The following is a 12,729-nucleotide window of genomic DNA, read 5'->3' as shown; positions in this document are numbered from 1 at the left end:
GGGAGGGTGGGGACTCGACCGGGCTTTTTCTAGGCACGCCATATGAATGCGGCGTGCTTAATCTCTTCGTGTGTGCCGTTGCCCAAAAGCCCTGCGCATCTTGGGGCAGCATGCATTGGGGTCCTAGCGGACGCTGGCGACCGCGTCCTCGCGGCCGTCGTTGATCGAAACCCAAACGCCTGAATTCTCCGTCGATTGACGTTTGAGGTAGGTGTAGACCGTGTCGTTCCAGGCGAGCACTTTCGGCTCGAGATTGTCGAGGATGAACTCGCCGAGGCTGGTGCGCACCGTCAGCACCGCGTGGCCGTCGCCGTTCGGCTGGCGCACGACCGTCATCAAAAGGTCGCCCGCGGGGACACCGGCGGCCATCAATTCGCGGCGCTTCTCCAGCGCGTAGTCCTCGCAGTCGCCGAAACCGTTGTCGGGATAGGCCCAGTATTCCTCGACCCCGTAGATCTCCATATCGGTACGTGGCTTGACGCGGGTGTTGACCGAATTGTTGACCTTGATCATCGTCGCCCACAGCTTGCGGGTCAGCTCGACAGGAGACCCATTCGGCGTCGTCTCATGGCATTCGATGGGGATACGCTGGCAGAGTTCATAATGGCCGACGGGCTGGGTGGTGCGGCCACCCGTATGCATGAACAGCGGTCCCGCGCTTGCCGTGCCCCAGGCGGAAAGCTGCATCGCCATTGCCAAGAGCAACAGCTTGCCCCTCGTCATTTTCATTATGGTAGTCTCCCCGTTTGAGAGAGACTGTGCCACGTTGGGATTTATTTGACGCAAAAACCGGAAGTAGAGATTGAGTAAAACGCCCGTAGATTAAATATAAAATTTGAACTATCTCGACTGCGGATTGTTGAGAATCTAAACCGGCCGCCGCACCCGGATCACGTGGCGTCTCGACATGCCGCCCGGCTGCTGGAAGGCGCTGATCCGGCCAACAAAAAACCGGCCGCTGGGGGCCGGTTGGATGCATGTCCGCATTCTAAGCGGTCAGGTCCGCGGCGCGTTGAATTCCGAATCCAAGGTTTCCGGCCGCTGGATGACGGCGAACTCAATGGCGACGCCGTCCTCGAAGTGACGCACAACCTGGCCGCGCATCGTTCCCAGCATGACCTGCACGCCGATTGCTGGTTTGACGTCGATCTCGATCGCCGCGCCCGAGAGCGACAGGTCGATGATGCGGCACTGATACTGTCGCCCGTCGGTGAGCTGCAGCACGCTCATCGGGTTGCGCGGCGCGACGCGCTCGTGGCGACGGTCTTCCGGCAGGTCGAGCTCATGCTTGTTTGCAAGCCAGGTGAGCTGCGCGGCGAGCTTGTCCTTCTTGCGGTCCGAAGCGATGACGGTCATGGCGAAACCGTCCTGCGAGGTGCGCGTCACGATGCCTTCGATGCGACCGATGTGATCGATATAGGCAATGACCTTTTCCCCCGGCATGCCGACGCGATCGGTGCGCAAGGCGACATTGCCTGGCGACATGTCTATCACCTGGCACGCGTGTTCCGTGCGGTCCTCCAGCATGAAGCGTCCGTAGATTTTCACCCGGACACGCTGAAAATTGCGCCGCTCCACACGGGACGGCGCAAATTCCGCCGCTGACCTCATGACTGCCTACACCCCGTTGGCATTCCGCGCGACGTGCGAGGAATTTCACCGGAAAAAGCTACAGCAAAGCAGGTTAACAAACGGGAAAAAGCCGGCCCAAATGGGTTGGGGGCGGCCCGCCACGCAAGCAAAGGCCTGGACCAGATCGCGGCAAAATCTCGCGATCCGCTCTACTCGTTGCGCCCGCCGTCGAAGACGACGAGATGCCGTATCCGGCGTACGCGGCCGAGCGCCGAAATGGTCTCGGGCGCGTCGAACTCCGTCGGCACGAGCGACGGAACATCGATCGCCGGCCGGTTCTTCAGGAACATCGGGTCCTTGTCGGGATCGATGACCCGGATCGCGTCGATCAGGGCGTCGGCGAGCGGGTCGGCACCAAGCCAGAACGGCCGATCCGCGGCGCTGACGATGCCGAGGCAGCGAGGGCTCTCGACGCCGCCATCGAGCGGCAGCGCCAGCAGCTCGAACTTGCTGGAACGACCGTTTCGGCTGAATCCTTCATAAGTCAGAAGCAGCACCGACTTCTGATCGAAGACGCCGTGGATAAGACGCGACATAAGCCGCTGGTCCTTCTCGCGCCAGAGCGAGGGGAAGGAAAACCCTTTGAGCTCGCGACCGTAATAGGCGCAGAGCCTGGTGCCGGCCAGCCGGAACACGGCTTCGGCGCGTGTGTCGCGCTCCAGGATGAATGTATCGGCCAGGAGCGTCTTGATGTCCGCCGGCTCCACTTCCGAGCGTTTCGGAGCCGGGCGGCCATCACGCAGCCGGTTCCAATATTGGAACAGCGCGATTGATCCGTTCTGATTCATTTCCATTCCGCTCCGGCAATCTGTCTTTCTTGTTGTCCCATCGGCGAACAGACAGGGCGCCCTCCGATGACTTTCATGCGGTGCGGAGCAGGATGCGTGCCAGCATCGTTAACGTTTGTTCACGTCTCGGGGTCGTTAAGGTTAACAAGTGGTTTACGTTGCACGCCGTTGGGGCCTGTGGCACATCAAAAACACTCCAAAACGGTCGTTTCAGCAGCGATCGGCAGCACTTCAGTCAGTTTTCGGGGAGCAGGGGACTCGAGCGGCCGTTCAGGGAAACCTGGACGGCTTTCTTTTGATTCGCGTCGCCGATCCAAGCCCTATCCGATTCAGCTTGAGCGATTCGCGATTTGTGATTCGATCAGGCGTGAACTACATGCTCGGCCGAAATCGAGTCTCCAGCCAGCTGCGAAGAGGCCATGAGCGAGCCGGTAACACCGACCGAATCCGAAATGCAACCAGACGACGAAGCGCCGGAGCCGCGCCGCGAGCCGGTGTTCAACTTGCCGCCAATTGTGCTGGCGGTGATGGGGATCTGCGGGATCGTCTTCCTGCTGGAGCGATATGTGCTGAACGACGACCAGCAAATAACGCTGCTCTACGACGGAGCCTTCATTCCGGTGCTCTACACCGGTCAATACGGCTTCGACTGGTTCTTGTTCACGCGCCCCTTCACCTATGCCTTCATGCATGGGGGCCTCGCCCACATTGCCGTCAACATGGTCTGGCTTGCCGCTTTCGGCTCACCGCTCGCCAATCGTTTCGGCGCGGCCCGATTTGCGGTGTTCTACGCCGTGACCGGGCTGGCTTCGGTCGCGCTGTTCTGGGCCATGCACCCTTATGGCGAGATGCCGCTGGTCGGCGCTTCGGGCGCGATCTCGGGCATGATGGGAGCGGCGGCGCGCTACGGCTTCCGGATCGATCGCTCGTCAGGCCAGGCGGCCTTCGCCGGCGAGCCGTTGCCGATCGCAATCGTGCTGCGTTCGCGCGGCGTCATGACGTTCCTCGGCGTCTGGATGGTGATCAACCTCGCGACCGGCCTTCTCGGCTTTGCGCCGGGGATCGAAGGACAGATCGCCTGGGAAGCCCATATCGGCGGCTTTGTCGCAGGCTTTTTCGGCGTGCGTTTTTTCGATCGGCCCCAGCCGTCCGAGTAGCCCTGCGGCGCACTTGAAATGCAACCAATCACGGCGCACCATGTTCACCGGAACGTGAATGCCGGTCAGGGCAGGAGCCGGCGGGCAAGGCACAGGAGGACGCCATGACTGTGAAGGCAATTCTTGAGCAAAAAGGCCATGACGTGTTCACACTCGGGCCTAATGAAAAGCTGAGCGAAGCTATTCGCATCCTGACCGAGCATAGGATCGGCGCGCTGGTCATCACCAATGGCGACCGCAAGATCGTCGGCATCCTTTCCGAGCGTGACATCGTGCGAGTGCTGGCCAGGGAGGGCGCGGCCGCGCTCGATATTCCGGTCCGATCGGCCATGACGCCGAAGGTCAAGATCTGCAACGAGAACCACACGGTCAACGAGGTCATGGAGATCATGACGAAGGGTCGCTTCCGCCACCTGCCGGTGGAGAAGGACGGGATGCTCGACGGCATCGTGTCGATCGGCGATGTGGTCAAGCGCCGGATCGAGGATGTCGAGCGCGAGGCTGAGGAGATCCGGGCCTACATCGCCACCGCCTGATACAGGCGGGAAGGTGCCGCCAGCACAGCCCGTGGGCTTACAAGCGCAAGCTGCCTGGAGGCCTGCGCGCGGCTTTGGACTTGTCTCAAGGAACGGTTTGCACTAGCGAGTGATGCGATTTTCGCGACGCGATAGCAAAATCGCGCCAGCCAACGAATGCGACCCATAGGCCTCCATGAGCATCATCGATACCCGCACGCCCGACCCGAAACGCCTGATCTCCGGCGCCACCGGCGACTGGGAAATCATCATCGGGCTCGAAGTGCATGCGCAAGTGACGTCCGAGGCAAAGCTGTTCTCCGGCGCCTCGACCTCTTTCGGCGCGGCGCCCAACGCCAATGTCAGCCTGGTCGACGCGGCGATGCCCGGCATGCTGCCGGTGATCAACGAGGAATGCGTCAAGCAGGCGATCCGCACTGGGCTGGGCTTGAAGGCCGCGATCAACCACAAGTCGGTCTTCGATCGGAAGAACTATTTCTACCCGGACCTGCCGCAGGGCTATCAGATCTCGCAGTACAAGCAGCCGATCGTCGGCGAAGGCAAGGTGATCGTCTCGGTCGGACCGGACCGGCAGGGCGAGTTCGAGGACATCGAGGTCGGCATCGAGCGCCTGCATCTGGAGCAGGATGCCGGCAAGTCTATGCACGACCAGCATCCGACAATGTCCTATGTCGACCTCAACCGGTCCGGCGTTGCGCTGATGGAGATCGTCTCCAAGCCGGACATGCGCTCTGCCGACGAGGCCAAGGCCTATGTCAGCAAACTGCGCACCATAATGCGCTATCTCGGTACCTGCGACGGCAACATGGACGAGGGTTCGCTGCGCGCCGACGTCAATGTCTCGGTGCGCCGCCCGGGCGACGCGTTCGGCACGCGCTGCGAGATCAAGAACGTCAACTCGATCCGCTTCATCGGCCAGGCCATCGAGTCCGAAGCGCGCCGTCAGATCGCCATCCTCGAAGACGGCGGCTCGATCGAGCAGGAGACGCGCCTATTCGACCCCAACAAGGGCGAGACGCGCTCGATGCGCTCCAAGGAAGAGGCGCATGACTACCGCTATTTCCCCGACCCCGACCTTCTGCCGCTGGAGTTCGACCAGGCCTATGTCGATGATCTGGCACAGCATCTGCCGGAACTCCCGGACGAGAAGAAGGCGCGGCTGATCGGCTCGCTAGGCCTATCGCCCTACGACGCCTCGGTGCTGGTCTCGGAAAAGCCGATCGCCGACTATTTCGAGCAGGTGGCCTCGGGGCGCGACGGCAAGCTTGCCGCCAACTGGGTCATCAACGACCTGCTGGGGGCTCTCAACAAGGCTGGCAAAGATATTGAAAACGCTCCGCTTTCGCCTGAGCAGCTCGGTACCGTCGTCGACCTGATCAAGGAAGGCACGATCTCCGGCAAGATCGCCAAGGATCTGTTCGAGATCGTCTGGAACGAGGGCGGTGATCCGCGCCACCTCGTCGAAAGCCGCGGCATGAAGCAGGTGACCGACACCGGCGCCATCGAGAAGGCGGTCGACGAGGTCATCGCCGCCAATCCGGACAAGGCCGAGCAGGCGCGCGCCAAGCCGACCATGGCCGGCTGGTTCGTCGGCCAGGTGATGAAGGCCACCGGCGGCAAGGCGAACCCGCAGGCGGTCAACGAGCTGGTCAAGGCCAAGCTCGGCATCGAATAGAGCGATGTTCGTCCGCACCGCCAGCGAGCGCGATCTTGTTGCGATCCGCGCGCTGCTGGTTGAGACGTGGCATGCGACCTATGACGCCATCTACGGCGCCGAGGATGTAACGGCGATCACCGACGATTGGCATTCTCTTGCTTCGCTCAAGGCGCAACTGGCCCGGCCGAATTCCGAATTCCTGGTCGCTGACGATGGCAAGCGGCTTGGCGGCATGGCTTTCGCGGCCGCGACTGCCGACCCGAGGATCGTCCTTCTGAACCAGCTCTACGTATCTCCGGATTGTCAGCGGCAAAGGATCGGCCAGGCGCTGCTCGACGAAGTCGAGGCCAGTTTTCCGCAGATGCGGACGCTGCGTCTGGAGGTTGAGCAGGCGAATGCGGTGGCGATCGCCTTCTACGAGGCGAACGGATTTCGGACGGCAGGCAGGACAGCGGATTGCGGCGGCAGTTCGGGATGGCCCGCGCTCATCCTGGAGAAGCGGCTCGGCTAAAGCGCCGGCGGAGCGGCAGGGATTTCCACATTGTCGATCAGCCTGGTGGTGCCGAGCCAGGCCGCCGCGAGCAAGCGCCCGTCGCGGTCCCGCCGCCAGGGCGCGAGCGCTGCGGCCTCCCGCGCGGCGATGTAGTCGACCTTCCGAAAGCCCGCGCTGACGAGCGCTTCGGCAGCCGCATTCACCGCACGTGCCTCATCCGCGCCGGATGCGAGCTCGGCCGCGGTCTGACGCAGAACCACGTTGAATTTGCGCGCGATCTCGAGCTCGGCCGCGCCCAGATAGGCGTTGCGCGACGACATGGCGAGGCCGTGGGAATCACGCACGGTCGGCGCGCCGACGATCTCGACCGGCAGATCGAGATCACGGCACAGCTGCCTGACAACGCAAAGCTGCTGGTAGTCCTTCTCACCGAACACGGCACAGTCGGGCGCTGCCTGCAGGAAAAGCTTGGCCACGACAGTGGCGACGCCGTCGAAGAAGGCGGGCCGAAAATCCGTCTCCAGGCCGGAGGAGGGGCCTCCGACCGAGATTTTGCTGGCGAAGCCGGCCGGGTACATTTCCGCCACGCCTGGCGTGAAGGCCAGATGCACGCCTGCTTCCCGCAGTTGGTCGAGATCGCGGGCCAATTGGCGCGGATATTTGTCCAGGTCCTCGGTCGGCGCGAACTGGGTCGGATTGACGAAGACGGAGACGACGCAGCGCTCCGCCTTTTTGAGCGCGATCCTGACCAGCGAGATGTGGCCGTCATGCAGCGCGCCCATGGTCGGCACCATGGCGATCTTGAGGCCAGCCCGGCGCCAATCCCGGATCTGCGCGCGAAGGGCCGCAACGCTCTCGACGACGATTGGCCCGCTCATGCCTGGTCCTTGCCCGATGCCGCCGAAAAAACGTGGTCAGGTCCGGGAAATGCGCGGCTGCGCACCTCGTCGGCGTAACGCGCCGCCGCATCCGCAATGGTGTCGCGCAGCTTTGCGTATTCCTTGACGAATTTCGGCACGCGGTCGACGGTCATGCCGATCATGTCGTCTACCACCAGGATCTGGCCGTCGCAGTCGCCGCTGGCGCCGATGCCGATGGTCGGGATCGCGATCCGGCGGGTGAGATCCGAAGCCACCGCCTCGACCGTGCCCTCGATGACGACCGAGAAGGCGCCGGCCTTTTCAACCGCTTCGGCGTCGCGAAAAAGGGCGGCGATGTTTTCCCTGCTCCTGCCCTTGATCTTGTAGCCGCCGTCCTTGTCCACCGACTGCGGCTGCAGGCCGATATGGCCCATGACCGGGATGCCTTCCGCGACGATTGCCGCGATCTGCGCGGCCATGTCGACCCCACCCTCGAGCTTGACCGCCTGGCAGCCCGTCTCGCCGACGATGAGCCTTGCCGAGGCAACAGCTTGCGCCACCGAGGCCTCGTAGCTGCCTGCCGGCATGTCGACCACCACACAGGCCTTTGCGGAGCCACGCATCACCGCTTGTCCGTGCGCGATCATCATCTCCGGCGAAGCGCCGAGCGTCGTGGCATGGCCATGCAGCACCATGGCGACGCTGTCGCCGACCAGAAGCAGGTCAACATGCGGATCGAGCATGCGGGCTATCGGATAGGTATAGGCGGTGAGACAGACGATCGGCACGCCGCCCTTGCGGCGGCGAATGTCTTCGGCGCCGATCCGATTGCCGGTGGACCGTTCTGGGGCCAATCGTCACCTCCCTCAACCGGCGCGGGCCGGCCGCCCGCTTGCCGGGCGTGCGAGCTTTAGAAACTGCGCAAACGCTTGGCAAGCCGAGGTGGCGATATCTCCACGCGTGTATCGATTTAGCGCACGAAGCATTTACATCGCAGGCAGGGCAAAACCCTTGCCTTCGCGTTGACGTGACGCCATAAGCAGGAAACCGCGCGGCCGCAGCCGCAACGAGGATCTGGATGAAGACTTTCCTGCTGCAGTTTTTCACCTGGTGGAACAGCCAGACACTTGGCACGCGCTTCCACACCTGGCGCTTCGGCAACAAGGTCGGCGAGGACGAGGTCGGCAACGTCTATTACGAGGGCGGCATCGATTCGGAAGGTCGCACCCGCCGCTGGGTCATCTATCGTGACTATTCCGAAGCCTCGAAGATCCCTCCGGGCTGGCATGGCTGGATGCATCATCGCGTCGACACGCCTCCGTCTAGCGAAAGCTATAAGGCTCGTGATTGGCAGAAGCCGCACCGGCCCAACCTCACAGGAACGCCGGGCGCCTATCGCCCGCAAGGTTCCATTCTGACCAACCAGCAGCGCCCGCAGGTCACTGGCGACTACGACGCTTGGACGCCCGGTTCGTAAACGCGTTTTCGGTCTTTTGTCGCCACAATTGGCGTTTAGCTGCTTGCTGATAGCGCAGCCCTGACTAGCCTTGGGCGATTGAGAGAATCACCCGGGCGCAACCACCGGTATCCCTGCATGAACTCTTTCGGCCGACTCTCGACGGGACTGTTTGCGGCAGCGTCCGTTCTGGCTGCCTCGACGGCAGGGTTCGCCGCCGCGCAGACACCGGCGGCGCCTGCGGTTTCCGACCGCATCACCAATCCGGTCGCCGAATTCGCCGGCATCGACAAGATCACCGGCCGCATCATCACCTTCGACGTCTATATCGACGAGACGGTGCAGTTCGGCGCCCTGCAGGTGACGCCGCGCGTCTGCTACTCTCGGCCCGAGACCGAACAGCCGAAGACCGATTCCTTCGTCGAGGTCGACGAGATCACGCTCGATCGCAAGATCCGCCGTATCTTTACCGGCTGGATGTTCGCCGAAAGCCCCGGTCTCAACGCGGTCGAGCACGCCGTCTATGACGTCTGGCTGAAGGGCTGCAAGCAAAAATCGGACGTGCCGCCGCCGACCGCCGCCAAGGCCGATACGGGCAAGCCGAAGACGAATACCGCCAAGCCGAAGCCGCCTGCCGAGGCAGCGCCTGAGCCGTCGGACGCGGCGCCCGCGCCGGATGGCGCCGACACCACAGACACGAACTGATCTCGGAACTCTCGGAACCCTCTTTTTCGCAATCCGTTGGATAAACGGTGATGGCGACGGGAGATTTCCATGGCAACGATCAGGCCGATCACTGCCAGCAAGAAAGAGCTTCTCGATATCGAGAAAGGCTTCTGGACTGGCGATTCCGCCTATTTCGCGGCCCACGCCGATGTGGATTGCCTCGTCGCCTTTCCGGAGATGGCGCAGGCGATGACCAATGCCGATCTGGCCAAGACCGCCACCAAGCCCAATCGCTGGCGCGATCTCGACATTCGGCTGAAAGGCATGGTCGAACCCGGCAGCGATATCGTCATGCTAACCTACGAGGCGCGCGCGACGCGGGAAAACGGCGAGCGCTATGCCGCTCTCGTCAGCACCGGCTATGTTCATCGCGCCGATGGCTGGAAGATGATGTTTCATTCCCAGACGCCAATCGAAACTGCGAGCGGGTGACCGCTTACCTCAGGGATAAAAGACCGCGTCGCCCTTCAGGGCCTCGGCCAGCATTTTTTCGTAGCGGCTGCGCGGCACGTCGATGGCGCCGAAGCGCTTCAGGTGCTCGGTGGTGAACTGCGTGTCGAGCAGCGCGAAACGGCGTTCGTTCAGCCGCTCGACCAGATAATAGAGGCAAGTCTTCGAGGCGTCGGTTTCCCGGGCGAACATGCTTTCGCCGAAGAAGACGCGCCCGAGTGACACCCCATAGAGACCGCCGGCCAGCCGGCCCTCGCGCCACGCCTCGACGGAATGGCAGTGGCCCAGCCGATAGAGCTCGACATAGGCTTCGCGGATCGGCGCATTGATCCAGGTCGAGCGGCGCTCGTCGCGCCTTTCCGCGCAGCCGTCGATCGTCGCCTCGAAGTCGAAATCGTAGCGGATGTCGAAAGGGTGCCTGCGGATCGTCTTCTTCAGACTGCGTGGCGTGTGGAATCCGTCGAGCGGGATGATGCCGCGCGTCTCCGGCCGCACCCAGAACACTTCCGGGTCGGTGGCGCTCTCTGCCATCGGGAACACGCCCGAGGCATAGGCTTTCAGCAGCAGGTCGGTTGGGATGCGGTAGCCGGGCGCGTAGGGACGAGTCATTGCGCCATTATAACCGCAAGATCCTATTCCTCCTTGGCCAAATATTTCTCGAGCCAGTGGATGTCGTAGTCGCCGTTGGCGATATCCGGATTGCCGACGAGGTCGCGGAACAGCGGCAGCGTCGTCTTGATGCCGTCGACGACGAATTCGTCGAGCGCCCGGCGCAGCCGCATCATGCATTCGACGCGGTTGCGCCCATGCACGATCAGCTTACCGATCAGGCTGTCGTAATAGGGCGGGATCCGGTAGCCGGAATAGACGCCGGAATCGACGCGGATGCCGAGGCCGCCCGGCGTGTGGAAATGCGTGATCGTACCGGGCGACGGCGTGAACGTGCGCGGATCCTCGGCGTTGATGCGGCACTCGATGGCGTGGCCGTTGAACTTGATGTCTTCCTGCTTGACCGACAGTCCGCCGCCGGAGGCGACACGGATCTGTTCATGCACGAGGTCGATGCCGGTGATCGCTTCGGTCACCGGATGCTCGACCTGCAGGCGTGTGTTCATCTCGATGAAATAGAATTCACCGTTCTCGTAGAGGAATTCGATCGTGCCGGCGCCGGAATAGCCAAGATCGGCGATCGCCTTGGCGCAGATGCCGCCGATGCGCGCACGTTCCTCGGCGTTGAGGGCCGGTGAGTTCGCTTCCTCCCACACCTTCTGGTGGCGGCGTTGCAGCGAGCAGTCGCGCTCGCCGAAATGCACGCCGCGTCCGGCGCCGTCGCCGAATACCTGCAATTCGATATGGCGCGGCTTTTCCAGATATTTCTCGATGTAAACGGCGTCGTCGCCGAAGGCGGCGCCGGCTTCGGATCTGGCCGTCTGCAGCGCCACTTCGAGGTCGGCCTCGATGCGGGCCACCTTCATGCCGCGGCCGCCGCCGCCGGCCGAAGCCTTGATGATCACCGGATAGCCGATCGCGGCGGCAATGCGCTTTGCTTCCTTCTCGTCGCTGATCGCGCCGTCCGACCCAGGCACCACCGGGATGCCGAGGCGCTTTGCCGTGCGCTTGGCTTCGATCTTGTCGCCCATGATGCGGATATGGTCGCCCGAAGGGCCGATGAAGGTGATGTTATGGGCGGCGAGGATATCGGCGAACTTGGCGTTTTCCGACAGGAAGCCGTAGCCCGGATGCACGGCGTCGGCGCCGGTGATCTCGCACGCGGCGACGATCTGGTGAATGTTGAGATAGCTTTCGCGTGACGGCGGCGGGCCGATGCAGACGCTTTCGTCGGCAAGCCGCACATGCATGGCATCGGAATCGGCCGTCGAATGGACCACCACCGTCTGGATGCCGAGCTCCTTGCAGGCGCGCAGCACCCGAAGCGCGATTTCGCCGCGATTGGCGATGAGGATTTTTTGGAACATCTGCCCGCTGTTCCCGGCTCTACTCGATGACCACGAGCGGCATGCCGTATTCGACCGGCTGGGCGTCCTCGATCAGGATCGCCGTCACCGTGCCGGCGCGCGGCGAGGGAATCTGGTTCATCGTCTTCATCGCTTCGATGATGAGCAGCGTCTGGCCTTCCTTGACCTTCTGGCCGATCTCGATGAACGCCTTGGCGTCGGGCGAGGGCGCGAGATAGGCGGTGCCGACCATCGGCGAGGGCACGGCGTTCTTGGAAGGATCGGCTGCCGTCGCGGGCGCGGCCGCTGCCGCCTGAGCCGGCGCGGCAACCGCCGCGGACGGCATAGGAAGCGGAGCAGCGACCGCGTGGACGGCCTGCGACTGACGCGACACGCGCACCTTCAGGTCGCCGAGCTCGACCTCGATCTCGGTCAGGTTGGTGTCGTTCAGTATGCCCGCCAGGTCGCGGATCAGCTGCTGGTCAACACCGTTCTTCTTTATCGACATTTTCGAGCCTTCTGTTTGGGAGCCGGTCACAGGCGCGCCGCCAGTGCCTGCAGCGCAAGCGTGTAGCCGAGTGGCCCGAACCCGCAGATTATGCCGACAGCGACCGGCGCGACCATGGAGACGTGACGGAAAGGCTCCCGCGCGTGGATATTGGAAAGATGGACTTCAGCGACGGGCAGCGGCGCGATCGCGCGGATGGCGTCGTGAATGGCAATCGAGGTATGGCTGTAGGCGCCGGGATTGATGACGATGCCTGCGGCCTTTTCACCGGCTTCCTGGATCCAGTCGACGAGATCACCTTCGTGATTGGACTGACGAAAATCGATCTCGAGCCCGAGCGCCGTGCCAGCGGCCTTGCAATCCTCGGCAATGGCGGCGAGCGTCTTGCCGCCATAGATCCCCGGCTCGCGCTTGCCGAGTGCATTGAGATTGGGACCGTTCAGGACGAAAATCGTTTTCAAATATGCCGACCTCTTCGGCGCCGGCCTCAAGCCGGCGCGCCGGACCTCTA

Annotated in this window: 16 protein-coding genes; 7 read left to right on the top strand and 9 right to left on the bottom strand. The window is 62.9% G+C overall.

All coding sequences use genetic code 11. The features are described 5' to 3' along the window. Positions 1-123: 123 nt before the first annotated feature. The 3 genes from CK215_RS28365 to CK215_RS28355 form a co-directional block, all read right to left on the bottom strand. Positions 124-729 carry a transglutaminase-like cysteine peptidase gene (locus tag CK215_RS28365; protein ID WP_095832896.1) on the bottom strand — a complete coding sequence of 202 codons (606 nt, stop codon included), beginning with the start codon at positions 727-729 and terminating at the stop codon, positions 124-126. Positions 730-996: 267 nt separating this feature from the next. After that, positions 997-1,611: a PilZ domain-containing protein gene (locus CK215_RS28360; RefSeq protein WP_095778666.1), complete on the bottom strand. Its 615-nt coding sequence runs from the start codon at positions 1,609-1,611 to the stop codon at positions 997-999. Between the two features lie 170 nt (positions 1,612-1,781). After that, positions 1,782-2,420, bottom strand: coding sequence for a PAS domain-containing protein (locus CK215_RS28355; RefSeq protein ID WP_067321654.1), 639 nt, complete (start codon positions 2,418-2,420; stop codon positions 1,782-1,784). 419 nt (positions 2,421-2,839) lie between these two features. Here CK215_RS28355 and CK215_RS28350 point away from each other — a divergent pair, with 419 nt between their 5' ends. From CK215_RS28350 to CK215_RS28335, 4 genes are all read left to right on the top strand, one after another. After that, a complete protein-coding gene (locus CK215_RS28350) occupies positions 2,840-3,577 on the top strand; it encodes a rhomboid family intramembrane serine protease (protein WP_095832895.1) in 738 nt (245 codons plus the stop codon). A gap of 104 nt (positions 3,578-3,681) precedes the next feature. Beyond that, positions 3,682-4,113: a CBS domain-containing protein gene (locus tag CK215_RS28345; RefSeq protein WP_066989480.1), complete on the top strand. Its 432-nt coding sequence runs from the start codon at positions 3,682-3,684 to the stop codon at positions 4,111-4,113. A gap of 175 nt (positions 4,114-4,288) precedes the next feature. After that, on the top strand, positions 4,289-5,788 hold the full coding sequence (gatB, locus tag CK215_RS28340) for an Asp-tRNA(Asn)/Glu-tRNA(Gln) amidotransferase subunit GatB (protein ID WP_095832894.1): 1,500 nt from the start codon (positions 4,289-4,291) through the stop codon (positions 5,786-5,788). 4 nt (positions 5,789-5,792) lie between these two features. Further along, entirely contained in the window at positions 5,793-6,281 is a 489-nt protein-coding gene (locus CK215_RS28335; protein ID WP_095832893.1) for a GNAT family N-acetyltransferase, read from the top strand. Here CK215_RS28335 and panC read toward each other — a convergent pair. After that, the gene (panC, locus tag CK215_RS28330) at positions 6,278-7,141 is read right to left on the bottom strand and encodes a pantoate--beta-alanine ligase (protein WP_095832892.1); all 864 of its coding nucleotides are present in this window, start codon (positions 7,139-7,141) and stop codon (positions 6,278-6,280) included. The genes CK215_RS28335 and panC overlap by 4 nt on opposite strands. Beyond that, on the bottom strand, positions 7,138-7,977 hold the full coding sequence (gene panB, locus CK215_RS28325) for a 3-methyl-2-oxobutanoate hydroxymethyltransferase (protein ID WP_095832891.1): 840 nt from the start codon (positions 7,975-7,977) through the stop codon (positions 7,138-7,140). The genes panC and panB overlap by 4 nt, the downstream gene beginning before the upstream one ends. A gap of 224 nt (positions 7,978-8,201) precedes the next feature. Here panB and CK215_RS28320 point away from each other — a divergent pair, with 224 nt between their 5' ends. The 3 genes from CK215_RS28320 (at position 8,202) to CK215_RS28310 (ending at position 9,737) form a co-directional block, all read left to right on the top strand. Next, the gene (locus tag CK215_RS28320; protein WP_095832890.1) at positions 8,202-8,600 is read left to right on the top strand and encodes an NADH:ubiquinone oxidoreductase subunit NDUFA12; all 399 of its coding nucleotides are present in this window, start codon (positions 8,202-8,204) and stop codon (positions 8,598-8,600) included. A gap of 117 nt (positions 8,601-8,717) precedes the next feature. Continuing rightward, the gene (locus tag CK215_RS28315; protein ID WP_095828519.1) at positions 8,718-9,284 is read left to right on the top strand and encodes a DUF2155 domain-containing protein; all 567 of its coding nucleotides are present in this window, start codon (positions 8,718-8,720) and stop codon (positions 9,282-9,284) included. 69 nt (positions 9,285-9,353) lie between these two features. Further along, positions 9,354-9,737 (top strand): hypothetical protein, encoded by a 384-nt coding sequence (locus tag CK215_RS28310; protein ID WP_095832889.1) that lies wholly within the window; start codon positions 9,354-9,356, stop codon positions 9,735-9,737. A gap of 9 nt (positions 9,738-9,746) precedes the next feature. Here CK215_RS28310 and aat read toward each other — a convergent pair whose 3' ends face one another. The 4 genes from aat to aroQ are packed head-to-tail and all read right to left on the bottom strand — an operon-like array spanning position 9,747 to position 12,679. Next, on the bottom strand, positions 9,747-10,364 hold the full coding sequence (aat, locus tag CK215_RS28305; protein WP_066989498.1) for a leucyl/phenylalanyl-tRNA--protein transferase: 618 nt from the start codon (positions 10,362-10,364) through the stop codon (positions 9,747-9,749). A gap of 23 nt (positions 10,365-10,387) precedes the next feature. Continuing rightward, positions 10,388-11,731, bottom strand: a complete 1,344-nt coding sequence (accC, locus tag CK215_RS28300; RefSeq protein ID WP_095832888.1) for an acetyl-CoA carboxylase biotin carboxylase subunit — start codon at positions 11,729-11,731, stop codon at positions 10,388-10,390. Positions 11,732-11,750: 19 nt separating this feature from the next. After that, on the bottom strand, positions 11,751-12,218 hold the full coding sequence (accB, locus tag CK215_RS28295) for an acetyl-CoA carboxylase biotin carboxyl carrier protein (protein ID WP_095832899.1): 468 nt from the start codon (positions 12,216-12,218) through the stop codon (positions 11,751-11,753). Positions 12,219-12,244: 26 nt separating this feature from the next. Next, complete coding sequence (gene aroQ / locus CK215_RS28290; protein ID WP_095832898.1) at positions 12,245-12,679, bottom strand: type II 3-dehydroquinate dehydratase; 435 nt, start codon at positions 12,677-12,679, stop codon at positions 12,245-12,247. Positions 12,680-12,729: the final 50 nt, after the last annotated feature.

This window comes from Mesorhizobium sp. WSM3864 (assembly GCF_002294955.1).
Lineage (GTDB): Bacteria > Pseudomonadota > Alphaproteobacteria > Rhizobiales > Rhizobiaceae > Mesorhizobium.
The sequence above is the reverse complement of the archived record's forward strand: the minus strand, read 5'-3'. Positions and strand labels throughout refer to the sequence as shown.

Coding starts and splice junctions, on each gene's coding strand:
- CK215_RS28365 (WP_095832896.1), bottom strand. CDS start 729: ATGAAAATGACGAGGGGCAAGCTGTTGCTCTTGGCAATGGCGATGCAG.
- CK215_RS28360 (WP_095778666.1), bottom strand. CDS start 1,611: ATGAGGTCAGCGGCGGAATTTGCGCCGTCCCGTGTGGAGCGGCGCAAT.
- CK215_RS28355 (WP_067321654.1), bottom strand. CDS start 2,420: ATGAATCAGAACGGATCAATCGCGCTGTTCCAATATTGGAACCGGCTG.
- CK215_RS28350 (WP_095832895.1), top strand. CDS start 2,840: ATGAGCGAGCCGGTAACACCGACCGAATCCGAAATGCAACCAGACGAC.
- CK215_RS28345 (WP_066989480.1), top strand. CDS start 3,682: ATGACTGTGAAGGCAATTCTTGAGCAAAAAGGCCATGACGTGTTCACA.
- gatB (WP_095832894.1), top strand. CDS start 4,289: ATGAGCATCATCGATACCCGCACGCCCGACCCGAAACGCCTGATCTCC.
- CK215_RS28335 (WP_095832893.1), top strand. CDS start 5,793: ATGTTCGTCCGCACCGCCAGCGAGCGCGATCTTGTTGCGATCCGCGCG.
- panC (WP_095832892.1), bottom strand. CDS start 7,141: ATGAGCGGGCCAATCGTCGTCGAGAGCGTTGCGGCCCTTCGCGCGCAG.
- CK215_RS28320 (WP_095832890.1), top strand. CDS start 8,202: ATGAAGACTTTCCTGCTGCAGTTTTTCACCTGGTGGAACAGCCAGACA.
- CK215_RS28315 (WP_095828519.1), top strand. CDS start 8,718: ATGAACTCTTTCGGCCGACTCTCGACGGGACTGTTTGCGGCAGCGTCC.
- CK215_RS28310 (WP_095832889.1), top strand. CDS start 9,354: ATGGCAACGATCAGGCCGATCACTGCCAGCAAGAAAGAGCTTCTCGAT.
- aat (WP_066989498.1), bottom strand. CDS start 10,364: ATGACTCGTCCCTACGCGCCCGGCTACCGCATCCCAACCGACCTGCTG.
- accC (WP_095832888.1), bottom strand. CDS start 11,731: ATGTTCCAAAAAATCCTCATCGCCAATCGCGGCGAAATCGCGCTTCGG.
- accB (WP_095832899.1), bottom strand. CDS start 12,218: ATGTCGATAAAGAAGAACGGTGTTGACCAGCAGCTGATCCGCGACCTG.